Source organism: Leucobacter rhizosphaerae (assembly GCF_022919175.1).
Taxonomy (GTDB): Bacteria; Actinomycetota; Actinomycetes; order Actinomycetales; family Microbacteriaceae; genus Leucobacter; species Leucobacter rhizosphaerae.
Genome location: NZ_CP095043.1, coordinates 2,628,246 through 2,653,985 on the forward strand (window position 1 = coordinate 2,628,246; position 25,740 = coordinate 2,653,985).

Genomic DNA, 25,740 nt, shown 5'->3' on the forward strand with positions numbered 1-25,740 from the left:
GGGTGCCCTTAGCGGGCGAAGGCCTCCGTGATCGGGCGGAACTTCGAGTCCGTCTCGCCGAGTTCGTGCGCGGGATCGGATCCCGCCACGATCCCCCCGCCCGCGCTCGCGGTGACGGTCCGCCCCTCCGGGAGATCCGGACCCACCTGCGCGCACCGCAGCGCGATGACCCACTCCCCGTCGCCCTCGGCGTCGATCCACCCGACCGCACCCGAGTACCGGCCGCGGTCGAACGGCTCGAGCTCGGCGATCGCCGCGACGGCCCCGGCGGTCGGGGTGCCCGCGACCGCCGCGGTCGGGTGCAGGGCGTCCACGAGCTCCAGCGCGGAGCTCTGCTCGCCGAGCGAGGCGCCGAGATCGGTCGCGAGGTGCCAGACGTTCGGGAGCTGGAGCGGGAAGGGCTCCTCGCTCGTCCGAAGGTCGCGCACGTGCGGTGAGAGTGCTGTGACCACGCTCTGCACCGCGAAGTCGTGCTCGTGCTGCTCTTTCGCGCTCGTGAGGAGCTCGTCGCGCGCCTGGGCGTCGCGCTGCTCGGACTCGGGGTGACGCGCGCGGGTGCCGGCGAGCACCCGGGCCGACACCGCCCCGTCGGTCGCGCGGATGAGCGTCTCCGGGCTCGCGCCGATCAGGCCGTCGACGGCGAACGTCCAGCAGTCGAGGTAGCGATCCGCGAGCCGGGTGAGCGGGAACCGGAGGTCGGATCCCGGATCGATGCGACCGGTCAGTTGCCGTGCGAGCACGATCTTCTCGACGCCGCCCGCGGCGATGCGGTCGGCGGCCTCGTTGACCCCGGTGAGGTAGGCGGCGACGGGATCGGCGCCGTCGGCCGACGGGGAGAGGGCGACCCCCGGCCAGGGGCCGTGCGGCGCGGCGTCGGGAAGCGCGGGCTCAGTGCGGGGCGCATGTTCGCCCGAGTCGGGACCGGAGTCGGAACCGGTGCTGGTGCCGGTGCTGGTGCTGGTGCTGGTGCTGGTGCCGGTGCCGGTGTGAGCGATTTCGGTGGTTGTTGCCGAGCCGTCGAGCACATCGGTGTGAGCGATTTCCGTGATCCACGCGGATCCCCGATGCCGCGCGACGAGCAGCCGGGGCACGATGAGTACACTCTCGGCCGTGCTGTCGTCATCGAACGCGAAGGTGCCGAGGGCGATGAGGCCGGTGCCCGGCATGCGGACGGGGTCGTCGATCTCCGCGGCGGCTGCGATCGCGCGCCAGGCTCGTGCCGCATCCCGGATCCGTGTTGGACCGCTGAAGTGGAGCCGCAGGGTCTCGCCGATCCCGACGCAGCCGCGGTCGCCACGGGTCCAGAGCAGGGGCTCGGACGGATCGGCGAGCGAGATGAGGTCCGGGGTCTCGGCGAGGGGTCTGGTCACCGCTCGGAGAGCAGGCACCTCGGGATCGCTGGACACTCCCATAATCTACCGCTCCGCGCTGAGTGCTGCCGACGCGGGGTCGGCCCCGGGATCCGGATCCCGAACCGTCATTCGGATATGGGCCGTCATGCGGATGGAAACGCCCGGTTACATCCGCATGAGCGCTCAGATCCGCATGACGGCCCGCACCCGCTCAGCCAGCAGCCCCCAGCCCCTCAGCCCCCAGCCCTACTTCGCGTCCGCCGCAGCCGACGCCTTCTGCGAGAAGTACACGGGGATCAGCGACAGCAGGATGATCACCGTCGCCACCACGTTCACCTGGTTCGCCTCGTTCGGCCGCGCCATCTGGTTCATGATCCAGAGCGGCAGCGTCTCGACGCCCGGGGGTGCCGTGAAGATCGTCACCACGACCTCGTCGAATGACAGCGCGAACGCCAGCAGCCCGCCCGCGATGAACGCGCTCCGGAACTGCGGGAAGGTCACGAGCCGGAACGTCTGGCCGATCCCGGCCCCGAGGTCCATCGACGCCTCCTCGAGGTTCGGGTTCATGCGGCGCAGCCGGGCGATGACGTTGTTGAACACCATCACCACGCAGAAGGTGGCGTGCGCGATGATCATGCCCGCGTATCCCACCTTGATGCCCATCGGATCGAGCACCCCGTAGAAGGTGTTCGAGAGCGCCACGCCGGTGACGATGCCGGGCAGGGTGATCGGCAGGATGATGAGCAGGTTCACGACCTCGCGGCCGAAGAACGTGAAGCGCTGCAGCGCGAACGCCGACAGCGTGCCGAGCAGCAGCGCGATCAGCGTCGCACCCGCCGCCACGACGAGGGAGTTGATGACCGCGGCGTGCACGGCCTCGTTCATGAGCGCCTTCTCCCACCACACCAGCGAGAAGCCGCTGATCGGCCACCCCGCGATGCGCGAGCTGCTGAAGGAGTTCATGATGATCACGAGGAGCGGCACGTAGGTGCAGGCGATGACGAGCGAGGCGACCACCCAGAGGGAGATCTTCGCTCCGCGGCTCAGTCTCAGCATGGCGGGCTCCTAGAGGTTCTCGAGCGCGCCGGTGCGACGGACGGCGAGCAGGTAGATGAGGACAAGGACGATCGGGACGACTGAGAATGCGGCCGCGACCGGGGGATTGAGGTTGATGTTCGACGCGATGATGGTGCCGATCATCTGGGTGGATCCGCCCACGAACTTCGCCGCGAGGAAGTCGCCGAGGCTGAGGGAGAACGTGAAGATCGACCCGGCGATGAGCGCGGGCTTCAGGAGCGGCACGACCACCGTCGAGATGGTGCGCAGGCCCTTCGCGCCGAGGTCCGACGACGCATCGAAGAGGTTCGCCGGGATCTGCGATACCGCGGTGTAGACCGGGATCGCCATGTAGGGGAACCAGAGGTAAATGAGCGCGATGATCGTGACCACGATGCCGTACCCCGGGCTCTGGATCCCGAGCGGACCGAACAGCCAGTTGAAGAAGCCCTGCTCTGAGAACACGATGCGGACGGAGAGGATCTTCACGAGGTAGCCCGCCCAGAGCGGGAGGGTCACGGCGACGGCGAGCACGGCCCGCAGCCACGGCTTCGCCACCTTCGCCATGAAGATCGCGAGCGGCACCGCGAGGATCGCGCACACCACGGTCACGGTGAGGGCGATCCCGAGCGTGCGGACCGCGGCGGCGAAGTAGGCGGGCACCGTGAAGATGCTCGCGAAGTTGTCGAGGGAGAATCCCGGCTTCACCTTCGAGGTGAAGGAGTCCGTCTCCCAGAACGCGGTCACGAGCATGAGCGCGAGGGAGAGGATGTACACACCGACGAGCCACACCATCGGCAGGCTCAGCAGGGCGGCCAGGCGACCGCGGGGGTGGCGCTGCAGCGCTGAGGAGAGCGGCTTCGGCCGCGTCTCGAGGGAGATCTGGGTGGTCACGTCGGTTCCGTTTCCGAAGAGGTGGGGTGGTGCGGCTGGGGGTGGGGATCGGGGTGTGGGGCGGTGCGACCGCCCCACACCCGCGACGGGCTGCTTAGCCCTTGACCGTGAGCCAGGCGTCGGTCCACTGCTGGAAGTTGGTGCACGTCACATCCGTGCGGCCGTCGATGCACTGCTCGATGGGCGTGGTCCAGAACCACACATTCGAGAAGTACTCCTCATCGGTGGCGTTGAACTGGTCGCAGTGCGCCTTCGCCTCGTCGCTCGTCTCGCAGAACGCGGCGTTGGCCGGTGCCATGCCGAAGTTCATCGCGATCTGACCGTTGACCTCGGCCGCGCTCGTGTAGTCCATCCACGCGTAGGCGCAGTTGGGGTTCGCGGACTCTGCGGCGAGCATCCAGGCGTCGGACCAGCCGGTCGACCCCTCCTCGGGCAGCGTGCCCTCGAGTGCCGGGTTCTCCGACAGCTTCTTCAGCACCTCCCACGAGGTGCCCGCCACGACGTCGCCGCCGTTGAACGCGGTGATCTGCTTCACCGGATCCGACCAGTAGTCGCCGATGATCGTATTCTGCTGCTTCAGCAGGTCGATCGCGGCGGTCAGCTGCGTCTCGTCGAGCGCGTAGGGGTTCGTGATCCCGAGATCGGGTTCGTGCGCCATCAGGTAGACGGCCGCGTCGGCGATGTAGATCGGTGCGTCGTAGCCGATGATCTTGCCGGCGTAGGGGGAGTCCTCTTCCCACACGACGTCCCAGCTCGTGGGCGCCTCGGTCACGACATCCGTGTTGTACTGCAGGATGTTGGCGCCGCGGCCGATGGGCACGCCGTACGACTTGCCGTTGAGCGTGTCGTAGAGCTGTCCCTTCATGCCCTCGACGATGTCGTCGCCGAAGTTCGGGATCAGATCGAGGTTGAGCGGCTGCACGTCGCCGCCGACGATCAGGCGAAGGCTCGCGTCGCCCGAGGCCGATACGAGGTCGTAGTTGCCCGTGCGCATAAGCTGCACCATCTCGTCGGAGGTGCCGGCGACCTTGCGGTTCACCGTGCAGCCGGTGTCGGCCGTGAACTGGTCGGACCAGGCCGGCTCGACGAAGCCGGACCAGGCCACGATATTGACCTCGTCCTCGAACTCGCCGAGCTCCTCCTGCATCGGGATCTCGGGAACGTCGATCTTGAGCTCGCCGCTCCCGGCCTCCTCGCCGCCGCCGCTCGCGCAGCCGGTGAGGATCAGGCCGAGTGCCGCCGTCATGGCGAGCGGCACTGCCAGCATCTTCTTCTTCATCATCAGTACTCCTTTGGGTGATGGTCGTGGTTCGTGAGGTGTGGTCGTGGGTCGTGAGGTGCGGGCGGGCGCGGGCCGGGGTGCGTGGTTCCGGATCGGCGGTTCCCGGCTACGCCGGAACCGCAGCCGCGACCGTTCCCGGGATCGCGGTCGCGTGGTTGCGCTGGAAGCGCAGGCTCACGGCGTCGCCGCGGTGGACGCTCGATCCGACGCGCGGCGTGTGCGAGTTCTGCTTCTCGGCGATCACCCGCACGCCGTCCTCGGTGTCGACGAGGTAGCGGGTGTGAGGGCCCGCGTAGACGGTCTCGGCGACGATCCCCGAGATCGCGATCGTCTCGGCGTCGACGGGCGCGGTCGTGTCGGCCAGGTGCACCCGCTCGGGGCGGAGGCTGTGGACATTCGCGTCGCCGAAGAGTCGGAGCGAGAGATCCGACGGCACGAGATTCGTGACACCGAGGAACTTCGCCACGAACTCGGTCTCGGGGAACTCGTACACCTCGTGCGGTGTGCCGACCTGCTCGATCTTGCCGTCGTTGAAGACCGCGACGCGGTCGGAGAGCGTGAGCGCCTCCTCCTGGTCGTGCGTCACGAAGATGAAGGTGATGCCGACCTCGCGCTGGATCTGCTTCAGCTCCACCTGCATCTGCTCGCGCAACTGCTTGTCGAGCGCGCCGAGGGGCTCATCGAGCAGCAGCACCTTGGGGCGCAGGATCAGGGCGCGGGCGAGCGCGATGCGCTGCCGCTGCCCGCCGGAGAGCTGCGAGGGACGGCGATCCGCGACGTGGCCGAGCTGGACCTGCTCGAGCGCCTCGCCCACGAGGCGGGCGCGCTCCGCCTTGGAGATCCCGCGCACCTTCAGGCCGTAGGCGACGTTCTCCGAGATCGTGAGGTGCGGGAAGAGCGCGTAGTCCTGGAACACCGTGTTGACCTCGCGGTCGAACGGCGCGGTGCGCGTGACGTCGGTGCCGTGGAGCAGGATCTTGCCTGCGGTCGGCTCCTCGAAGCCCGCGATCATGCGGAGCACGGTCGTCTTGCCGGAGCCCGAGGGGCCGAGCATGGAGAAGAACTCCCCGGCGCGGATCTCGATGTCGAGGTCCTTCACCGCCGTGAAGTCGCCGAACTGCTTGAGCACGCCCTGAACGGACACGGCGCTCTCGCTGCCGGTGGTGGGGGCTGGGGTGTGAGGCATGTGCCGTTGCTCCTCAACGTCGTTGTCGGAATGGCCTGTCGAACCAATGTCAGAAACCATAACATATGGGTTTATAGGTTTTGTTTCGCGGAGCGGGCGGCGGCGTCACGTTTTGATTACGATGCATCACAGAGGTTTCCCCGCGCGGCCGTGCCAGACTCGACTGCGGAACCGCACACGGAAGGGAGCGCAGTGTGAGCCAGACGCCTGTCCAGTCACCCCCGAGCCGCCTGCGCATCGCCGCCTTCGCTCCCATCGGCGAGGAGGGGCGCACGGAGCTCGTCGAATCCCGGTTGGTGCAGGCGATCTCGGTCGGCGCGTTCATCGAGGGCGAGCGCCTGCCGAGCGAGACCGAGCTCTCCCACCTGCTCGGGGTCGCGGTGGTGACGGTCCGCGAGGCGCTTGGCGCACTCCGCCATCGCGGCCTCATCGAGACCCGGCGCGGACGCAACGGCGGGAGCTTCGTGCGGCCGAGCCACGGCACCGTCGAAGAGGTGAACGCTCGCGCGCTCATGGAGATGCCGCGGGTGGCGCTCGCCGACCTGGGTGTGCACTACGAGGTCATCTCGAGCGCGTGCGCCGAGTACGCGTGCCTCCGCGCGACCCCCGAGGAGCTCCGGATCGTCGAGCGGATCCTGCGCGAGACGCGCGACCTGCCCGCGCAGCTCTGGCGCCGCCGGATCACGGAGGTGCAGCTGGAGCTCGCCGCGCTCAGCCAGTCCGTGCGGCTCACGAACGAGCACGTCCGGCTGCAGACCGAGTTCACCCCGTTCCTCGCGCTGCAGGACCAGGACGTGGAGGCGCGGCTCGCCACCCACGACGCGCTGCTCGCCCAGATCACCGCGACGCAGTCGGGCGATGTCGCGGCGGCCCGCACCGCGGTGCGGGAGAGCGTCCGCGCCTCGGCGCGCTGGCTCGTGCGGTTCCGCGGCGAACTCCTCGAAACCTCGCAGACCGGCGACCTTCGTGCCACACTGGGATCTCGACACACGCGCGGCGACTCGGGCGGTGCACTCAGCGGGGAGGAATCGGCGTGAGCGAAGCAGTGGGACGTTCGCTCGACGACGCGATCGCACGGGTCGACGACTTCTTCGACGGCGTCTTCGCCCCGCTGGAGGAGTGGCTGCCGCCGCTGCGGACCCGCGTCAGCGGTTGGATCGACGACGAGTCCTTCACCGGGGCGCAGCTCGCCGCGCTGGTCGAGGAGGACGTCACCCGCATGTTAGACAACGCGGAGCGCCCGCTCTACGGCGCCGGGTACTGCGCCAGCGACGCGGTGGTGACCGAGGGCAATCCCCTCGCGTGGTGGCAGGGTCCGGAGCGCAGCCTGCTCGCCTCCTCCACGTTCGGCCCGGGGCAGGCCGCGATCGACCTCGTCCGCCTCGAGTGGTACCGGGTGCCCGCGGCGACCGGCGAGCGTCACGTCGCCGGTCCCTTCGTCGACTACCTCTGCTCGAACGAGATCACCATCACCTCCGCGCTGCCCGTCGAGGTTGACGGCCGGTTCTGCGGCGTGATCTGCGCCGACGTCATCGTCGCCTCCCTCGAGCGGGTGCTGCTGCCGCGGGTCGCGGAACTCGTCGACGCGACCCTCGTGAACCTCGGCGGCCGGGTCGTGGTGTCGACCGATCCCGGATACGAGACGGGGGATCGCTACCTCGGGGCCGATCCGGAATCCGGGATCGACGCCCTCGTCGCCGCGGGATCCGCGCCCGACGGCGTGCGCATCGCGCGGTCGGCGCGCTACCCGTTCGCGCTCATCGGATCCGGCGCGGGAGCGAACTAGAGCAGGTGCCCGCCGCCGGAGACCTTCATCCGGCTGACGAGGTTCTTGACGTCCTGCGCCTTGCTCTTCGTGGTGACGAGCAGCACGTCGGCCGTGTCGACGACGACGACGTCTTCGACGCCGACGAGCGCCACGAGGCGATCGCTCTCCGACACCACGATGCCGCTCGAGGCGTCCGAGAGCACCTGGGCGCCGTCGCCGAGCACCGCGAGGTCGCTGCCCCGGCCGCGGGTCAGGAGGTTCGCCACACTCGCGAAGTCGCCCACGTCGTCCCAGTCGAAGTGGGCCGCGACGCAGACCATCTTGTCGGCGGCGGCCGCGGGCTCCGCGACCGTGTAGTCGATCGCGATCTTCGGGAGGGCGGGCCACACGCGTTCGCGCACCTGCGCCCCGCGCTCCGTGCCCCAGGCCGCGGCGATCTCGCGGAGCGAGCGCACCATGTCCGGCTCCGCGAGCGCCATCTGGTCGAGCAGCACGGTGGCCTTCGCGATGAACATCCCGGCGTTCCAGAGGTATCCGCCGTGCGCGAGGTACTCGCCGGCCTTCGCGGCGCTCGGCTTCTCCACGAACTCGGTCACCTCGTAGACGTCGAACGGGGCGAGGTCGCCGCGGGCCGCGCCGCAGGCGATGTACCCGAACCCGGTCGCGGGGTGGCCGGGGTGGATCCCGATCGTGGCGATGTAGCCCTGATCCGCCGCCTGCGCCGCGGTCGCGACCGCGCGCTGGAAGAGGACGTCGCCCCGGATGACGTGGTCGGCGGCGAAGGAGCCGAGGATCGCATCGGGATCGCGCAGCTCCAGGATCGCGGCCGCGAGACCGATCGCGGCGGAGGAGTCCTTGGGCTCGCTCTCCGTGATGAGGTTCTCGGGCAGCAGATGGGGGAGCTGCGCCGCGACCGAGTCGCGGTGCGCGTTGCCGGTGACGACGAGGATCCGCTCGGGGGGCGCGATGGGCGCGAGGCGGTCCCAGGTCGCACGGAGCAGCGAGTCTCCCGACCCGGTCAGGTCGAGCAGGAACTTCGGAGCGTTCGCCCGGGAGAGCGGCCAGAGTCGCGATCCGACTCCTCCCGCGGGAATCACGCACGTGAGGCGGTCGAGCGCGGAGGGCGTCGCGGAGGGCTCAGGCATGGCCCCAGCCTAGCGAGCGCGGCTCCGGAACGGCTGTGCCGATCGGGGCGCGGATCGCCGTGTCGATCAGAGTGCGGATCGGGCGCCGACCATGGCGCCGGATCCCGATTCATCAGATGAATGCGCGGGTCTCGGCGCTGCTCCGCTGGCCGGGACGCGCCGAGAATGGTGACATAATGGGTGCGCAGCGGATTCTCAGACACGAGTCTGTTCGGGTGCAGGTCGCCCGCGCTCCCTGAGCTCCGCGTTGTCAGCTGTTGGGCCACGCTCAACGAAGCAGGACCAAGGAGGAAGCTCGTGTCAGCCCAAACGGCAGCGGTCGCACCGACGGCGAAGAAGAAGAGTCGCCCGGGAGGGACGCTCTATCGCGGCAACGAGGGCATGTGGTCGTGGGTGCTGCACCGGATCACCGGCGTCGCCATCTTCTTCTTCCTCCTCGTGCACGTGCTCGATACGGCCCTCATCCGCGTCAGCCCTGAGGCGTACAACGCGGTCATGTCGACCTACAAGACCCCGATCATGGGTCTCGGCGAGGCGGCGCTCGTCGCGGCCATCGTGTTCCACGCGTACAACGGCATCCGGATCATCCTGGTCGACTACTGGCGCAAGGGCACGCAGTACCAGCGAGTGATGTTCTGGATCGTGATCGCCGCCTGGGCGATCACCATGGCCGGCTTCCTGCCGCGCCACCTGATGAACGTGTTCGGCCACTAGGCGAGGGGAAACAGACATGACGATGACGATTGAATCCCCGCGCGCACAGACGCCGGCGAAGAAGCGGACCAACTGGGAGAAGTGGGGCTGGATCTACATGCGCGTCTCCGGCGTGCTGCTGATCGTGCTGGTGTTCGGCCACCTGTTCTCCAACCTGATGATCGGCGACGGCGTGCACGCCATCGACTTCGGCTTCGTCGGCGGCAAGCTCGCGAACCCGTTCTGGCAGGTCTGGGACACGCTGCTGCTGTGGCTCGCGCTCATCCACGGCGCGAACGGAATGCGGACGATCGTGAACGACTACGTGTCGAAGCCCCGCGTGGCGAAGGCCTTCCGCGTCGCGCTCTTCCTCTCCGCGGCGCTGCTCATCCTGCTCGGCACCTTCGTGATCTACACCTTCGATCCCTGCCCCCCGGGCGCGGATCCGGCGCTCGTCGCCTCGTTCTGCAACACGCCCTAGCGTGTGCCTCGAGCGGCGCGCCCCGGGCGTTCCGCTCGCTCAGACTCACAGATCTCTTGAATGGAAGTTAGGACACCCGTGACCACCAACACCCACCAGGGCGAGGAAGTGACCGTCAAGGATGGCGTCACGTACCACCAGTTCGACGTGGTGATCGTCGGCGCTGGCGGTGCCGGCATGCGTGCCGCGATCGAGGCCGGGCCGAAGGCCAAGACCGCGGTCATCACGAAGCTCTACCCGACGCGCTCGCACACGGGAGCGGCGCAGGGCGGCATGGCCGCGGCGCTCGCGAACGTCGAGGACGACAACTGGGAGTGGCACACCTTCGACACGGTCAAGGGCGGCGACTACCTGGTGGATCAGGACGCGGCCGAGATCCTGGCGAAAGAGGCCATCGAGGCCGTCATCGACCTCGAGAACATGGGCCTCCCCTTCAACCGCACCGACGAGGGCAAGATCGACCAGCGTCGATTCGGCGGGCACACCCGCGACCACGGCAAGGCTCCGGTGCGCCGCGCGTGCTACGCCGCCGACCGCACCGGCCACATGATCCTCCAGACGCTCTTCCAGAACTGCGTCAAGCTGGGCGTCAACTTCTTCAACGAGTACTACGTGCTCGACCTGGTCATGACCGAGGAGAACGGCACCAAGCGCCCCTCCGGCGTCGTCGCCTACGAACTCGCCACGGGCGACCTGCACGTCTTCCAGGCGAAGTCGATCGTCTTCGCGACGGGCGGCTTCGGCAAGATCTTCAAGACGACCTCGAACGCGCACACCCTGACGGGTGACGGCGTCGGCATCATCTGGCGCAAGGGTCTGCCGCTCGAGGACATGGAGTTCTACCAGTTCCACCCGACCGGCCTCGCCGGCCTCGGCATCCTGCTGACCGAGGGCGCGCGCGGTGAGGGCGCGATCCTCCGAAACGCGAGCGGCGAGCGCTTCATGGAGCGCTACGCGCCCACGATCAAGGACCTCGCGCCCCGCGACATCGTGGCCCGCTGCATGGTGCAGGAGGTGCTCGACGGCCGCGGCGCCGGTCCGCACAAGGACTACGTCTACCTCGACTGCACCCACCTCGGGGCCGAGGTGCTGGAGACGAAGCTCCCCGACATCACCGAGTTCGCGCGCACCTACCTCGGCGTCGATCCCGTCACCGAGCCGGTGCCCGTCTTCCCGACGGCCCACTACGCTATGGGCGGCATCCCGACGAACGTCCAGGGCGAGGTGCTCAGCGACAACGACACGGTGATGCCCGGCCTGTACGCCGCGGGCGAGTGCGCCTGCGTCTCCGTGCACGGCTCCAACCGCCTCGGCACGAACTCGCTGCTCGACATCAACGTCTTCGGCAAGCGCTCGGGCAACCAGGCCGCCGATTACGCGAACACCGCCGAGTTCGTCGCCCTCCCTGAGGATCCCTCGAAGGAGGTGCGCGAGCTCGTCGATCGGTTCCGCACCGGCAGCGGCACGGAGCGCGTCTCCGACATCCGCAAGGAGCTGCAGGAGGCCATGGACCGCGGCGCCCAGGTGTTCCGCACCGAGGAGTCGCTCACCGAGGTGCTCGGCGTGATCCACGGCCTGCGCGAGCGCTACAAGAACGTGGGGGTGCAGGATCGCGGCAAGCGGTACAACACCGACCTGCTCGAGGCGATCGAGCTGGGCTTCCTCCTCGACCTCGCCGAGGTGCTCGCCTACACCGCGCGCAACCGCAAGGAGAGCCGCGGCGGCCACATGCGCGACGATTACCCGAATCGCGATGACGAGAACTACATGCAGCACACCATGGCGTACCTCTCGGGCGACCCGCACTCCGCGGACCCCGAGGATCACATCCGGCTCGACTGGAAGCCGGTGGTGTTCACGAAGAACGAGCAGGGCGAGTTGAACTACCCGCCGATGGAGAGGAAGTACTAGGCCATGAGCACCGCTACTGCTGAAGCCGTCACGACCGCGGCCCCGGACGCTCCGAAGCCGTTCACGGTCACCCTGCTGGTGCGCCGCTACAACTCCGAGTCCGAGCGCGATGCGTACTGGGAGGACTTCGACGTCGAGATGTACCCGACGGACCGCATCCTCGACGCGCTGCACCGCATCAAGTGGGATCAGGACGGCACGCTCGCGTTCCGCCGCTCCTGCGCCCACGGCATCTGCGGCTCCGACGCGATGCGCATCAACGGCCGCAACCGGCTCGCGTGCAAGACCCTGATCAAGGATCTCGACATCTCGAAGCCGATCTACGTCGAGGCGATCAAGGGGCTGCCGCTCGAGAAGGACCTCATCGTCGATATGGAGCCGTTCTTCGCCTCCTACCGCGCGGTGCAGCCCTTCCTCGTGGCGAACAGTGCGCCCGAGCCCGGCAAGGAGCGGATCCAGGACATCGCGGCCCGCGAACGCTTCGACGACACCACGAAGTGCATCCTGTGCGCCGCGTGCACCTCGTCCTGCCCCGTGTTCTGGACCGACGGCCAGTACTTCGGCCCCGCTGCGATCGTGAACGCGCACCGCTTCATCTTCGACTCGCGCGACGACAACGCCCAGGTGCGTCTCGATATCCTCAACGACACCGAGGGCGTGTGGCGCTGCCGCACCACCTTCAACTGCTCGGACGCCTGCCCGCGCGGCATCCAGGTGACCAAGGCGATCGCCGAGGTCAAGGCGGCCATCCGCACCGGCAAGACCTCCTGATCGACGCACCCGCGTCGATCCCGCCGCGCACGTCATGACGTCGACGCCCCGATCTCCCCACCGCCCCGAGGGCGAGGAGGCCGGGGCGTCGTCGCGTGTGGCGGAGACCGTCGAACGCGGCCGGAGCATCTGGGAGTGGGTGCAGCTCACGCGGCCCTGGCGCACGTTCTCGCACTTCACGAACGTCGGCGGCAACGTGCTCACGGCGGGCATGAGCTACCAGGCGCTGTTCGCGGTCTTCGCGGCGCTGTGGGTCGGCTTCGGGGTGTTCGGGATCTGGCTGCGGGATCGCCCGGAGCTCCTCGACTCGATCGTCACCCAGATCAACACCTTCATTCCCGGGCTGCTCTCCGAGTCCGGCACCCCCGGGGCGATCTCGCTCGACGTGCTGCTCGGCGCGCGCGTGCTGGACTGGACCAGCATCGTCGCGGGGGCCTCGCTGCTCTGGGTCGCCCTGAACTGGTTCACGGGCACGCGCCGGTCGATCCGGATCATCTTCGGCCTCGAGGTGAAGCAGTACCGCAACGCGCTGCTGCTGAAGCTCCGGGACCTGAGTCTCGCCGTCGCGTTCTTCCTGGCGATCCTCGTCTCCGCGTCGCTCACCCTGCTGAGCTCGAATGTCGCCGACAGCCTGCTGTCGTGGCTCGGCGTCGACTCGGACAGCTGGTTCTTCGGCACGATGGGCTCCCTGCTGCGCTACGGCGCCATGTACGCCTTCGACGTGCTGGTGCTCATCGCCATGCACCGCTTCCTCGCGGAGGTGCGCGTGCCGCGGTGGTCGCTCCTGCGCGGCTGCGCGCTCGGGGGTCTCGGCCTGCTCGGGCTGAAGATCCTCGGCGCGGCCCTGCTGGGGGGCGCCTCGAGCAACGCGCTGCTCGCGACCTTCGCCGTGTTCATCGGTCTGCTGCTGTGGTTCAACTTCATCTGCCGGGTGCTGCTGCTCACCGCGGCGTGGATCTCCGTTGGGCAGCACCCGAGCTTCGGTCTGCCGGTCGAGGGGGAGGGCGCCGGGGCGACCCTCCTCGGCTAGTCACCGGTCACTCAGGGGTGGGGCTCAGCAGTTCGAGAGGTCGAGCTCCGTCCAGGCGGAGACGCGGCCGTCCCGGCCTGTGAGCTGGATCTCGATCACGGCGGGGTTCACCGCGTCGGTGAATCCGGGAGAATCCGCGAGTCCGGGCCACTGGGACAGCGGGGTGATCGAGTTCGACATCCAGAGCGCACCGCTCCACGTCTTCACCACTGACGCGGGGAGCATCACCGGGGTGGTGCTCGGGAACTGGGTGACCCGCACGCGGGCACCGTCGAGGGCCCGCGACGCGAGACCGTAGACGAACGTTCCGCCGACCCCGTTCTGCGAGGTGCTGCACGCGGGCACTCCGGTAGTCAGCGTGGGGTCGACGGTCGGATCCGGATCCGGAGTGGGAGTCGGCGTCGGGGTGGGTGTCGGATCGACCGGCGGGGTCGTGGTCCCCGTTCCGGGATCGCGCGGCGGATCCGCCCGCACGGTCGGGTCGGGAACGACGACCTCCGGAACCTCGGGAACCGGGGTGTCCGTCGTCGGGGCCGGCGTCGACGGCTTCGGCGCGGTGGTGGTGGCAGGCTCGGGCTTCGCCGACGGCTCCGCTTCGGCCGGGACCTCGGAGGTCGTCGACTCCGCCGCCGTCGCATCGGGTCCGCTCCCGCCCAGCACGTTCGAGAGCACGATCGCCCCGCCGGCGATCACGGCGACGGCGGCGACCGCCACCCCCGCGATGAGTGCCGCGGGTCCGGTCAGCACCCCGACCGCCGTCGATCCGCCGGCGCCCAGACCACCGGCTGATCCCGAACCACCGCCCGCGGCCGCCCCGGCCCCGGTGGCCGAACCACTGGCGGAAACCGCGGCGCCACCCGCGGCGCCACCCGCGGCCATTGCGGGGGCCGCCTGGCCGAACGCGCCGAGGAGGGATCCCGCGGCGCCGCCGCCGACGAACAGGCTCGCGAGCACCAGCGCCAGCTTCTGGTTCAAGAAGGAGTACTCCGCCACGGCACCCGGGCAGGTCTCGCACCGCGCGAGATGCGCCTCGACGTCACGGCGCAGCGCGGCCGTGAGTTTGCCGCGCTCATAGCGCTGGAGGTGGGTGAGGGTCGTCTGGCACTCGGCGGCGGCGAGCTCACGATTGACGTGCGCCTCCACCCATCCCGACTGCAGGGCCTCCTTCGCCCGGACCGCGAGCGCCGACACGCTGTTGGCGGACATGCCGAGCAGGACCGCTGCCTTCCGCGGCGGCATGCCCTCGACGACGGTGTACCAGAGCACCGCCTGCCAGCGCTCGTTGAGGCCGGCGAACGCCTGCGCTGCGGCGTTGCGGTCGAATGCCCCGTCCTCCCAGGGGCCCGCCTCGGTGAGATCCGGGATCGCGTCGAGCTCGTCGCTCGCGTCCTCCGGGGATCGGTACTCGTCGGCGGCGAGGGTGCGGATCACACGATAGAGATAGGGGCGGAAGGCGCCCGTGGGGCCGCGGCCGTCCGCGATGAGCTCGAGGATCTTGAGGTAGGCACCGGAAACGAGGTCGCCGGCATCGAGCCACGGCGCGATGCCGCGCGCCGCCGCCTCGCCCGCCTGGTGATGGCGCTCCCACAGCACCGCGTACGCCTCGGTCTCCCCGTCGCGGCACGCGTCGAGCAGCTCGCTGTCGGCAGCGGTCTTCCACGTCTTGTGGGTCATGCGAGTCCTCCCCAACTCGTCGCCCCGACCCGGTGCGCACGCCAGAACGCGATGCACGCCGAATGACCATCACGCATTCGGATGGCTTCCTCCCCCGATCCAGTATCCGCGATTTCCCCGAAAAGTCACATTCTTCGCGAACTCCACAAAATTCTTTTCATCCGTCCGTCACGATTCGGATGTTTCCCCGTGTTACTGGTGAGCCCGGTACCTGCGCTGTATTTCCCCCCCCATGAAATGCCCCCCCAGCGCAGGCACCGGGCCGACATTGGACCCGGTGCCGAACCGGGACAGGGGAGAGGTTGAGATGAGTAATCTGCAGGAGCAGCGGAGCGGACACGGACCCAGATCGGTCTGGGGTCGGCTCGTAGCGGCAGTACTGGGCTTCGCGCTCGTGCTGACCGGATCGGTCGTCTTCGCGACCGGGGCGCAGGCCGCGTCCGGAACCGTGAACAGTATCGACCTGGTCACGGTGTACGACGGTGCGCAGGTGCCGAACGATTTCGACGACGGCGCCGCGAACGGCATCGTCGCGACGAACGACGTCGTCGGCTTCCGCTGGGAGTTGAACGCGACGGACCTGAGCGAGGGCGTGCTGACGCAGACGCTGCCCGAGGGCTGGCGCTGGGATCCTTCGTCCCTCACGTCGCTCGACAGCTCCAGCTCGGCGTACCAGTCGAGCTACACCATCTCACCCGACGGGCGCACGCTCACCGCGACCGTCAGTATCGGCAGCGGCACGGGCAATCCGAGCGTCGTCGCGTTCGGCACGCTGAAGGCGATCCCGTCGAGCGACGTGCCCAATGACAGCGTCTACACCCCCGAGGTGAGTGTCGCGGTGGACGACGTCGTCCAGACTGCCGTCACGGATCCCATCACCGTGCGCAGCGCCCCGCGCGCCGACGCGGTGAAGACGCGCGCCGCGAACAACATCCTGTCGACGTTCGACTTCGGCGACGGCGCCGGTGCGGTGCCCGCGCGCTACATCGACTTCGTCGTCACGCTCAACACCGCCGCCGGCAAGATCGGCGCGCAGAACACGACGCTGCAGCAGCCCGTCCGACTCTCCGACGACTACACGCTGCAGGCCCCGGACGGCTTCGGCGACGGCGAGTTCGTGGCGCAGGTCGTGGCGAAGTCGGAGCCCGGTGCGACGGTTGATCTCGCGCAGAGCGGGCAGTCGCTCGATCTCGCCTTCGACGGCTTCACCCAGATCCCGAACGCCTCGGCGACCGTGAGATTCTGGATCCGCGACGCCGATGTGCCGAACGACGCACAGGGCGCGCTCAAGGTGATCAACACCATCGCGCCGCAGGACTGGGTCGACGGCGACGGCGAGCCGGTCGCGGAGGAGCCCTCCGGGAACACCGCCGAGGGCACGGTCATGAAGCCCCCGACCGGAACCGGCACGGTGGCGTACGGCAAAGAGATCATGCTGTTCAACGACCAGAGCGGCGACTTCTCGCTCACGGCCGACCCGGGTGGTCCCGGTCAGCCGTTCCGGAACGTCAGCGAGCAGGAGATTTCGAAGGGGAGCACGGTCACGGCACGGTTCTACGTGCGGCCCGGCCTCGACCTCGAGACGGGCGCGGTGACCACCGCGACCGATCTCGTCGCCTACGACTTCTGGAATCCGGCCGAGCAGCAGATCGTCGACGGCGCCGATGTCTACGTCGGGCAGAACAACGGCACGGCACCCCTCGACAGCGCGGACTACACGATCCAGTACACGTCGGGCACCGATTCGGCGAATCCCGAGGCGAACACCTGGGTGAACTCCATCGCCGCGGCGGGTGGCGTGAGCCAGGTCTCCGGCATGCGCGTCGCGTACACCGCCGGCACCTGGGGCGACGGCCTGCCCGCGAGCACGGGATACTTCCTCGTGGCCGCGCCCATGACCGTCGTCGCGGACCTGGGCGGCAGCGCCCGGGATACGGCGCGCACCACGTTCACCGACCTGGAGAGCAATCCGGTGTCGACGACCGTCAATCGATTCGTGAACGTCGGCTCCTACCGTCTCGCGATCGACAAGACGGTGAACCGCTCGTCGATCGTCAGCGGATCGAGCCTCACCTACACGCTCGCTCCGACGATCACCCGCGCCCTCGGCGCGATCGAGGACATCGACGTCTACGACCTCACGGTCGTCGACCAGCTCCCCGCGGGCCTCGTGTCGGTCGACACGAGCGCCGTGGATCCCGCCTGGCAGGTGACTCGCAGCGGCACCGCGGCGTCGGGCCTGCAGCTCACCTTCACCTACACGGGCACCGCGCGCACCGGTGAAGCGGTCCCGGCGATCACGTACGGTGTGACCACCTCGGTGCAGGCGCCGGCGAGCCGGACGCTCGTGAACAGTGCGACGGTGTCGGCACTCGGCACGACGCAGTCGGCTCGCGCGCGCACCGATGCCACCACCACGAGCATCTTCCAGGCCGAGGTGATCACCGAGGAGAAGGTCGTCGTCGGTGAGGAGCAGATCGAGGTCGGGGATCCGCAGGTCTCCTGGGAGGGGCGCTGGTTCAACTTCCAGACGATCTCGCAGGGCGCCAGCTCCTTCGTGGATGTGCTGCCTTACAACGGTGACGCCCGCGGCACGAGCTTCTCGGGCACCGCGAAGCTCGCCTCCGCGATGATCACCGACGGCAACGGCGCGGCCGCGGCGCCCGGCTACGGCACGCTGCAGTACACGACGGCTCCGGCGGCGACCGTGTACGCCGCCGAGGTCGACGACCCGAGCATCACCTGGGTCGACGCCGACGGTGTGGATCTCTCGACGATCGACGGCATCACCGCGCTGCGCGTGAACGTCGCCGATTTCGCGAGCGGCCAGGCCGGTGTCGGCGGACTCCTCGTCACGATGGACGTTGAGGGTCAGCAGGACGGCGATCAGTACGTCAACACGATCAACGGTCTGCTCGGTGTGAGCGGCAAGCTCGGCCGGTCGAACCCGGCGCGGATCGACGTCGTGGACGCCTCGATCAGCGGGGTCGTGTGGGAGGACGCCAACGCGGACGGCGTGCGCGACGCCTCGGAGACGCTGATCGGCGACGCCACCGTGCGGCTGCTCGACGCCAGCGGCGCCGAGATCGCCACCGCACAGACCGGTGCGGACGGCAGCTACACCTTCCCGGCACTGCACTCGGGCGACTACACCGTGGTCGTCGACACCTCGACGCTCGGCTACCCCGCGAACTTCGTGGTCGTGAACACCTACGACCTCGACGGGGACCACAACAGTGATTCCGGTGTCATCTCGCTGGCGAAGGCCGAGGACCGGGGTCTCGTGGACTTCGGCTACGTGACCCGGGTCTCCGACATCGACCTCACGAAGAGCGGAAAGCTCGCGGGTGACGCGGTCGCCGGGGACTGGATCGACTGGTCCTTCACGATCACGAACGTCGGCGAGAACCCGCTGACCTCCGTCGAGCTCGTTGACCACCTCGAGGGTGTCGTCGACCTGCAGGTCCAGTGGACCGGCACTGCGGGCGAGCTCGCCGCCGGCGCCAGCGTGCCAGCCACCGCGCGCACCCAGCTCACGCAGGAGGACGTGGATCGCGGCTTCGTGGTGAACACCGCGACCGTGACCGGGCTGGATCCGAACCAGACCGAGGTCGACGATCCCGCGGACGCGACCGTGGTCCTGCCCGAGGGCGGCTCGCTGCTCTTCCAGAAGACCGGGAAGATGGTGGGTGACGCCGTGGTCGGCGGCGAGGTTGAGTGGGGCTTCACGCTCACCAACACCGGCAACGTCACCCTCGACGGCCTGGCGATCGCGGATGAGCTCGAGGGGCTCGGCGAGATCACCTGGGGCGAGTGGCCCGGCGAGGCGTTCACGCTCGAGCCGGGGGACTCCGTCACCGCGACGGCGCCCTCCACGCTCACCCAGAGCGATGTCGACGCCGGATGCGTGACGAACGTGGCGAGCGCCGAGGGCACCACCCCCGGTGACCGCGCGGTGCCGAGCGGTGAGGACGACGCGAGCGTCTGCTTCACCCCGGAGTCCGGCATCAGCCTGGTCAAGCGTACGAACGGGGTCGAGGTCGATGAGGCCCCCGGCGTGCAGCTGACCGTTGGCGACGCCGTCGAGTGGAGCTACGAGGTCACGAACACCGGCTCGACGACCCTGCGCAACGTGCAGCTCGTCGACGACCAGGAGGGCGTCATCGCGCCGCCGGAGGGCTTCGACGGCACGCTGGCACCGGGTGAGTCCGTGACCTTCATCGCCACGGGCATCGCGACGAGCGGGCAGTACCACAACGTCGCGGTGGTCACCGCGGCGACGCCGGCCGGCGGGAACGTCTCCGCCGACGACGAGTCGTGGTACCACGCCGAGGCTCGGCCGGGGCTGTCGATCACCGGTGGTGCGGCGCCCTGGCTGGCGGGAGCGATCGGGCTCCTGCTGGTGGGCGGCGGTGCGGCCCTGTGGCTGATGCGTCGCCGACGCGCCTAGCCTGACGCGCCCGACGGGGCGGCGGACCGGAGTCTTCCGGATCGCCGCCCCGTCGGGCGTTTCCGCGGTCGGTGCACCCCAGTACCCTGGAGCCATGGAGCACCAGCGCGCGGTCGAACCCCACGATGTCGTCGACCTGATCACCACGAAACGATTCGGCCGGGCCCTCGAGCCCGACGAGATCGCCTGGGTCGTCGACGCGTTCACCCGCGGTGCGGTGGCGCCGGAGCAGATGAGCGCCCTGTTCATGGCGATCGTCATCCAGGGCATGGAGCGGCGGGAGATCCGGGATCTCACCGCCGCGATGATTGCGAGCGGTGAGCGGATGGACTTCACCGGGCTCGGGCGGCCCGCGATCGACAAGCACTCGACCGGTGGCGTCGGCGACAAGGTCACGCTGCCGCTCGTGCCGCTCCTGGCGTCCCTCGGCGTCGCGGTGCCGCAGCTCTCCGGGCGCGGCCTGGGGCACACGGGCGGCACCCTCGACAAACTCGAATCGATCCCGGGCTGGCGCGCCGCGCTCACGACGGACGAGATGCGCGAGGTGATCCGGGAGGTCGGCGGAGTGATTTGCGCCGCGGGACCCGGTCTCGCACCGGCGGATCGCGGGATGTACGCGCTGCGCGACGTCACCGGCACGGTCGCGTCGGTCCCGCTCATCGCCTCGTCGATCATGAGCAAGAAGATCGCCGAGGGCGCGGGCGGATTGGTGCTCGACGTCAAGTTCGGGTCCGGCGCCTTCCTCCCCGACCTCGAGGTGGCGCGCGAGCTGGCCGCCACGATGGTGCAGCTCGGTGCCGACTCCGGCCTGCGGACCGTGGCGCTGATCACCGACATGGACGCCCCGATCGGGCGCGCGGTCGGCAATGCGAACGAGGTCCGGGAGTCGGTGGAGGTGCTCGCGGGCGGCGGCCCGGCGGATCTCGTCGAGCTGACGCTGGCGCTGGCCCGGGAGATGCTGGATCTCGCCGGGCTTCCGGACGTCGACCCGGCTCCGGCGCTCCGCGACGGCCGGGCGATGGATGCCTGGCGTCGCCTCATCCGCGCGCAGGGCGGCGACCCCGACGCCCCGCTGCCGCGCGCGCAGACGCGGGAGACGGTCCGCGCGACATCCTCGGGCATCGTGCAGCGGGTGGACGCCCGTGCCGTGGGTGTCGCGGCCTGGCGCCTCGGCGCAGGCCGGGCTCGCCCCGGTGATCCGGTCGATCACGCCGCCGGGATCGAGGTGCTCGTGCGCCCGGGCGACCGCGTCGAGGCCGGGGATCCGCTCTTCGAGCTCGCCTGCGATCAGCCGAAGCGCATGGACCGCGGGCTGGGGCTCGCCGCAACGGCGGTCGAGCTCGGCGACGCGGCACCCGCGCCCCGGGCGCTCATCGCGGACCGGATCGACGCGGACCGGATCGGCGCGGCCTCGATCGGCGGCTAGTCTCGCTGTCTCGCTTCATGGCCCGGTCTCGGGGTTCGGCGTGCGGGTCAGTGAACGTTCGTGCAGAGATCCGCGTTCCTGCTGAGAGTTGCGGTCCGACGGGTCAGCGGGAGCGCAGATCTCTGCATGACTGCGCGTCAGCGTCCGGCGATGGCGGCGATCGCGCCCGGCACGGCCTCGGCCACGTCCGACGCGGTGATCGGCGTGCCGGCACTCGTGGGTTCCGGATCCCGGCTGCCCGTCTCCCTACCGCTCGGCTCCCGGCTGCCCGGATCCGCCGCCGCGAGCCGCGCGGCGGCATCGTGCAGGAGCGCCGCCGTCGCTCCCAGCTCGGCGAGCCGCTCGGGATCCTCACGCACCTGCTCGGCGTGTGCGGCGACGAGCGCGCCGAGGATCCCGGCGAGCACATCGCCCGTGCCCGCGGTGGCGAGCCAGGGTGTCGCCGGCCCGACCGCGAGGCATAGGCCGCCGGGCGTCGCGACGACGCTCATCGACCCCTTGAGGAGGATCGTGGCGCGCAGCCGCTCGGCGAGGCGCTGCGCCGCCCGGGTGAGGGCCTCAGCATCAGGTTGCTCCGCACGATCCGCGCGGTCCGGCCAGCCGTCGGGAGCGTCGCCGAGCCCGGCGCCCCGCCAGAGGCGCGTGAATTCCCCGCGGTGCGGGGTGAGGATCAGCGGCCGGCGTGGCCGCGCTCCCGCGTGCGGCTCGATCCCGGTGCCGCCGTCGGACGCCGAGTCGAGCACCAGATCGAGCGCGCCGGCATCGACGACCACGGGGGTGCCGCTCCCCAGCAGGGCGACGAGGTCGTCGCGCTCGCGGGAGGACCGCTCCGCGGGGTCCGTGCCCGAGCCGATGACCCAGGCATCGCAGTGCGCGTCGCCCGTGTCGAAGACGGTTTCGGGGTGACGCGCGAGCACGGCGGCGGCGGGGCTCGGCAGTCCGAAGGGCGACGCGACGTCGTCGCGCGGGGGAACGTAGCGCAACAGCCCGACGCCGGTGCGCCACGCGGCGGAGGATCCGAGCACGGCCGCCCCGGGATAGCGCGCCGATCCCGTGCGCAGGCCGAGCACTCCGCGACGGTACTTGTCGTCGGCGGGCCCGGGCGCGGGCAGCCAGGAGGCCGCCCGCGCGTCGGACCAGTGCTCGGTCATGACGCGGCGCCTCCCGAGGCGCCCGATGCGTCGGCGGATTCGGTGCCCGCTCCAGATCCGGATCCCGATCCGGGCTCGGACTGCGCGTCGAGCAGGGTCTGCCGCACGGCGGTCTCGAGCGAGGCGAGGGTCTGTTCCGCGGCTGCGCGGCGCTCCGGCACTGTGCCCGCGTCGCTGAACGTGTCGATGTAGACCTTGAGCTTCGGCTCCGTGCCGCTCGGCCGGATCATGATGCGGGAGCCGTCGGCGAGATCGAAGCGGAGCACGTTCGCGGGCACCTCGGCGGCCCCGGGGGTGAGGAGGTCGAGAGTGCGATCGACCGCGATCCCGGCGAACGAGGTCGGAGGGGCGTTCCGCACCCGCTCGCTGAGCATCGTTGCCGCGGCCATGGAGGGGAGCCGGAGGGTGACCTGCCCGCTCGCGAAGTGCCCGAAGCGCGCGCTCGCGTCGTCGAGCAGATCCCAGAGGGTGCGCCCCTCGGCCGCGCACTCGCGCGCCATCGCGATGGCGTCGGCGCTCGCCGAGATGCCGTCCTTGTCGCGCACGATCTCGGGGTGCGTGAGGTACCCGAGGGCCTCCTCGAAGCCGAAGAGCAGCTGCGGCACCCGTGAGACCCACTTGAAGCCCGAGAGCGTCTCCGCGTAGCCGAGGCCGTACTCACGGGCGACCGCGCCGAGCGCCGGGGACGAGACGATCGTGCAGGCGAGGGTGCCCGCTGCCGGCCGCTCGCCCGCCTCGGCGCGCACCCGCTCACGCTCGGCGGCGCGCCAGCCGAGCAGGAGCCCGAGCTCATTCCCGGTCAGACGCCGGTAGCCGTCGGCCGTGCCGGGGGCAGGCAGGGCGATCGCGAGGCGGTCGGCGTCGGGGTCGTGCGCCACGATGAGGTCGGCCGAGACCTCGCGCGCGGTGCGGAATGCGAGATCGAGGGCGCCAGGCTCCTCCGGGTTCGGGAACGCGACGGTGGGGAAGGCACCGTCGGGGGCGTCCTGCTCCGGCACCACGGTGACCGGCGGGAGACCGGTCGATGAGAAGACGCGGTGCGCGAGGGCGGAGCCGACCCCGTGCATGGCGGTGTAGACGATCGTGAGGGAGGATCCCGCAGCCGTGGCGACCCCGTCGGCCGCGAGCGGGAAGCCGGCGAGCAGCGCCGCCGAGGTCTCCGCGACGTACGCGCTCAGCAGTTCGGGTCCCGCGATGGCGTACTGCGAGGAGCGGGGGAGATCCGCGACGGGCCCCGCCGCGAGCCGGTCGATGTGCGCCGCGATCTCCCCGTCAGCCGGAGGCACGATCTGCGACCCGCCGTCGGCGTCGCCGAGGTACACCTTGTATCCGTTGTCCTGCGGCGGATTGTGGCTGGCCGTGATCATCACCCCCGCAGACGTGCCGAGGTGCCGCACCGCGAAGGCGGTGAGCGGGGTCGGCCCGGCCTCCGGCAGCAGGATCACGCGGACGCCGGCCCCGGCCATGATCTCGGCGGTGTCGCGGGCGAAGATCTCGGAGTTGACCCGCGCGTCGTACCCGATGACGATCGAGGGGGCGTTGCCGCCCGTCAGCACTCGCGATCGACCGAGGAGGTAGGCGGCGAAGCCCGCGCTCGTCTGGGAGACGACCACGCGGTTCATGCGCGCCGGGCCCGCACCGATGGGTCCGCGGAGTCCGGCGGTCCCGAAGGCGAGCCGCGCGCCGAAGGCCGTTCGCAGCTCGGTGAGCGCCTCGGCGTTGCCGCTGCGCACGAGGGCGATCAGGTTCTGCGCCTGCGCGCGGGTCTCGGGATCGAGGTCGGCCTCCGCCCAGGCGAGCGCCGTCGCGATCGCACGGTCCGTCTCGTGGACCGGCTCGGAGGCAGCTGCAGCGTCCGGTGATGTCTGGTCGTGCGGTGTCATCGGCGCGACTCCCTCCCGTTCCGACCGCCTGCCGGAACGGTTTCAAGCTACCATTCTGAGCCGGGCAACGGCGCTCAGGCTGCCCGCAGTAGAATCTTCGGAGCATCCGTTCGATGCCGACGCCCCGGCCGGCCGCTGCGGTGGCCACCGAGAGAGGAAACACGATGTGCGCTCCCGCCCCCTGCGATACCTGCGGCAAGGTCACCTGGGTCGGCTGCGGCCAGCACATCGAGGAGGCGCTGGCGGGGGTTCCCGACGAGCGCCGGTGCACCTGCGTCCGCGACTAGCGGCGCTGCGGGGCTGAGCCCCCGCGCCTGCATCCGCGCCTGCGCTCGCGCCTAGCGGAACACGCGGCTGATGCCGCTCCCCAGCTGGGAGAGCTGGAGCCACAGCACCACCCGGACGACCGGGCGCATCAGCAGTCCGAGGAGCGGTCTCCGCGCCCGATCCGGGTGGCGCTCCCACGCGAGGGCGATCCGGAGCTGTGTGCCGCCCGCTGCGGGTTCGAGCTGGATCCGGAGCCGGCGCGCGTTCGCCCGTGGGGCATCGGGATAGGAGAAGCGCCACTCGATGAGGTGCGGGTCCGAGGCGACGGCCAGTTCGACGACCTGGTCGATGAAGGCGGGCTTGACCCGGATCGGCTTGCCGTCGGGTCGCTCGGTGCGCGCGTGCGCCGCCCAGGTGTCGCCGACGCGGATCGCTGCCGGTGCGTTCGAGACGCTCCCGATGCTCGGCTCCCACCCCGGCATGCGGGCCGGATCGGCGAGGACGGCCCACACCGCGTCGGGTGCAGCCGGGATGAAGGCCTCCGAGGACCCGGAGAGTTCACCCGGTCGAATCGGGCGCTGCGGTCGGTGCGGCGACGTGCGTTCCACCTCGTCCAGCCGGGCCGTCACGGCCGCGGGTGAGGTGCCCAGGCGCACCAGTGTCGCCTCGATCATGCCGCTGGGCTCCGCGACGAGCTCGCGGAGCACGGCTGTCGCATCCCCCCGTCGGTCGCCACCGCTCGCGCGGCCGATGAGCGCGAGGGCGCGGTCGCTCCACGTGTAACCGTCGGTCTCGTGGAACACGATGCCGCCCGGCTCGGGAGCGGGTGCGTGGACGCCCACTGCGGCGAGGTGCTCGGCGTGCTGCGCCGCCACCGCGTCGCGCGCACCCGCGAGGTCGATGCCGAAGCTTCGGAGCACCTGCCCCGCGGTCTGCTCGCTCAGCACGAGGGCGAGCAGCAGGTGGTCGATGTCGGCGGTGCGCTGACCGAGGCGGGAGGCCTCCTCCATGGCCGCGAGCGACAGGGTGTGCGAGGTGTTGGCGGCATCGGCGAACTTGCTCACGAGGTCCTTTTCGGCACGGCGATCGTCGGATCGATCCGCTTCGCGAACTTCTTGTGCACCGCCTGCCGGGAGACGCCGAGCGCGTCGGCCACCTGCTGCCAGTTCAAGCCCGCCCGGAGCGCGGCCTCCACCTGGGTGAGCTCGAGCCGGTCGGTGAGTGCGCGCAGCGAGGCGACGGCGCGGAGGCCCGCGCGCGGATCGCTGGTGTCCGCGGCAACCGCCGCGAGCTGAGTGGATTCCATGTTCAGCAACCTAC

The 25,740-nt window shown here is 70.1% G+C and carries 21 protein-coding genes; 10 read left to right on the forward strand and 11 right to left on the reverse strand.

The window, feature by feature from the left end:
• Nucleotides 1–8: 8 nt before the first annotated feature.
• The 5 genes from MUN76_RS12210 to MUN76_RS12230 all read right to left on the reverse strand — a co-directional run bounded on the left by MUN76_RS12210 (nt 9) and on the right by MUN76_RS12230 (nt 5,770).
• On the reverse strand, nt 9–1,370 hold the full coding sequence (locus tag MUN76_RS12210) for an isochorismate synthase (RefSeq protein ID WP_244685010.1): 1,362 nt from the start codon (nt 1,368–1,370) through the stop codon (nt 9–11).
• A gap of 228 nt (nt 1,371–1,598) precedes the next feature.
• On the reverse strand, nt 1,599–2,408 hold the full coding sequence (locus MUN76_RS12215; RefSeq protein ID WP_244685011.1) for an ABC transporter permease: 810 nt from the start codon (nt 2,406–2,408) through the stop codon (nt 1,599–1,601).
• Between the two features lie 9 nt (nt 2,409–2,417).
• A complete protein-coding gene (locus MUN76_RS12220; protein ID WP_244685013.1) occupies nt 2,418–3,302 on the reverse strand; it encodes an ABC transporter permease in 885 nt (294 codons plus the stop codon).
• 94 nt (nt 3,303–3,396) lie between these two features.
• Nucleotides 3,397–4,581: an extracellular solute-binding protein gene (locus MUN76_RS12225; protein WP_244688778.1), complete on the reverse strand. Its 1,185-nt coding sequence runs from the start codon at nt 4,579–4,581 to the stop codon at nt 3,397–3,399.
• A gap of 109 nt (nt 4,582–4,690) precedes the next feature.
• The gene (locus MUN76_RS12230) at nt 4,691–5,770 is read right to left on the reverse strand and encodes an ABC transporter ATP-binding protein (RefSeq protein WP_244685015.1); all 1,080 of its coding nucleotides are present in this window, start codon (nt 5,768–5,770) and stop codon (nt 4,691–4,693) included.
• Between the two features lie 194 nt (nt 5,771–5,964).
• Between MUN76_RS12230 and MUN76_RS12235 the strand changes: the two genes are divergently transcribed.
• A complete protein-coding gene (locus tag MUN76_RS12235) occupies nt 5,965–6,807 on the forward strand; it encodes a FadR/GntR family transcriptional regulator (RefSeq protein ID WP_244685017.1) in 843 nt (280 codons plus the stop codon).
• Nucleotides 6,804–7,556 (forward strand): PDC sensor domain-containing protein, encoded by a 753-nt coding sequence (locus tag MUN76_RS12240; RefSeq protein WP_244685019.1) that lies wholly within the window; start codon nt 6,804–6,806, stop codon nt 7,554–7,556. The genes MUN76_RS12235 and MUN76_RS12240 overlap by 4 nt, the downstream gene beginning before the upstream one ends.
• Here MUN76_RS12240 and MUN76_RS12245 read toward each other — a convergent pair.
• Complete coding sequence (locus MUN76_RS12245; RefSeq protein WP_244685021.1) at nt 7,553–8,683, reverse strand: mannose-1-phosphate guanylyltransferase; 1,131 nt, start codon at nt 8,681–8,683, stop codon at nt 7,553–7,555. The genes MUN76_RS12240 and MUN76_RS12245 overlap by 4 nt on opposite strands.
• 297 nt (nt 8,684–8,980) lie before the next feature.
• Here MUN76_RS12245 and sdhC point away from each other — a divergent pair, with 297 nt between their 5' ends.
• Genes sdhC through MUN76_RS12270 form a run of 5 tightly spaced genes read left to right on the forward strand, consistent with a single transcriptional unit; the run spans nt 8,981 to nt 13,569 of the window.
• Nucleotides 8,981–9,397, forward strand: a complete 417-nt coding sequence (gene sdhC / locus MUN76_RS12250; RefSeq protein WP_256451789.1) for a succinate dehydrogenase, cytochrome b556 subunit — start codon at nt 8,981–8,983, stop codon at nt 9,395–9,397.
• A 16-nt stretch (nt 9,398–9,413) separates the two neighbouring features.
• Entirely contained in the window at nt 9,414–9,857 is a 444-nt protein-coding gene (locus MUN76_RS12255) for a succinate dehydrogenase hydrophobic membrane anchor subunit (protein ID WP_244685023.1), read from the forward strand.
• A 60-nt stretch (nt 9,858–9,917) separates the two neighbouring features.
• Entirely contained in the window at nt 9,918–11,768 is a 1,851-nt protein-coding gene (sdhA, locus tag MUN76_RS12260) for a succinate dehydrogenase flavoprotein subunit (protein ID WP_429952726.1), read from the forward strand.
• A 3-nt stretch (nt 11,769–11,771) separates the two neighbouring features.
• A complete protein-coding gene (locus MUN76_RS12265; RefSeq protein ID WP_244685026.1) occupies nt 11,772–12,539 on the forward strand; it encodes a succinate dehydrogenase iron-sulfur subunit in 768 nt (255 codons plus the stop codon).
• 34 nt (nt 12,540–12,573) lie between these two features.
• A complete protein-coding gene (locus tag MUN76_RS12270) occupies nt 12,574–13,569 on the forward strand; it encodes a YihY/virulence factor BrkB family protein (RefSeq protein ID WP_244685028.1) in 996 nt (331 codons plus the stop codon).
• A 24-nt stretch (nt 13,570–13,593) separates the two neighbouring features.
• On the opposite strand, the gene MUN76_RS12275 is transcribed toward MUN76_RS12270, so the two are convergent.
• Nucleotides 13,594–15,243 (reverse strand): sigma-70 family RNA polymerase sigma factor, encoded by a 1,650-nt coding sequence (locus tag MUN76_RS12275; RefSeq protein WP_244685029.1) that lies wholly within the window; start codon nt 15,241–15,243, stop codon nt 13,594–13,596.
• Between the two features lie 307 nt (nt 15,244–15,550).
• Here MUN76_RS12275 and MUN76_RS12280 point away from each other — a divergent pair, with 307 nt between their 5' ends.
• A complete protein-coding gene (locus MUN76_RS12280) occupies nt 15,551–19,693 on the forward strand; it encodes a DUF7507 domain-containing protein (RefSeq protein WP_244685030.1) in 4,143 nt (1,380 codons plus the stop codon).
• A 94-nt stretch (nt 19,694–19,787) separates the two neighbouring features.
• Nucleotides 19,788–21,119 (forward strand): thymidine phosphorylase, encoded by a 1,332-nt coding sequence (locus MUN76_RS12285; RefSeq protein WP_244685031.1) that lies wholly within the window; start codon nt 19,788–19,790, stop codon nt 21,117–21,119.
• A gap of 137 nt (nt 21,120–21,256) precedes the next feature.
• Here MUN76_RS12285 and MUN76_RS12290 read toward each other — a convergent pair whose 3' ends face one another.
• Entirely contained in the window at nt 21,257–22,270 is a 1,014-nt protein-coding gene (locus MUN76_RS12290; protein WP_244685032.1) for an ADP-dependent NAD(P)H-hydrate dehydratase, read from the reverse strand.
• A complete protein-coding gene (locus MUN76_RS12295) occupies nt 22,267–24,153 on the reverse strand; it encodes a phospho-sugar mutase (protein ID WP_244685033.1) in 1,887 nt (628 codons plus the stop codon). Before MUN76_RS12295 ends, MUN76_RS12290 begins: the two co-directional genes overlap by 4 nt.
• 164 nt (nt 24,154–24,317) lie before the next feature.
• Between MUN76_RS12295 and MUN76_RS15525 the strand changes: the two genes are divergently transcribed.
• Nucleotides 24,318–24,440: a hypothetical protein gene (locus tag MUN76_RS15525; RefSeq protein WP_256451790.1), complete on the forward strand. Its 123-nt coding sequence runs from the start codon at nt 24,318–24,320 to the stop codon at nt 24,438–24,440.
• 51 nt (nt 24,441–24,491) lie between these two features.
• Here MUN76_RS15525 and MUN76_RS12300 read toward each other — a convergent pair whose 3' ends face one another.
• Nucleotides 24,492–25,484, reverse strand: coding sequence for an SRPBCC family protein (locus tag MUN76_RS12300; RefSeq protein WP_244685034.1), 993 nt, complete (start codon nt 25,482–25,484; stop codon nt 24,492–24,494).
• Nucleotides 25,481–25,726, reverse strand: a complete 246-nt coding sequence (locus tag MUN76_RS12305; RefSeq protein ID WP_244685035.1) for a hypothetical protein — start codon at nt 25,724–25,726, stop codon at nt 25,481–25,483. The genes MUN76_RS12300 and MUN76_RS12305 overlap by 4 nt, the downstream gene beginning before the upstream one ends.
• Nucleotides 25,727–25,740: the final 14 nt, after the last annotated feature.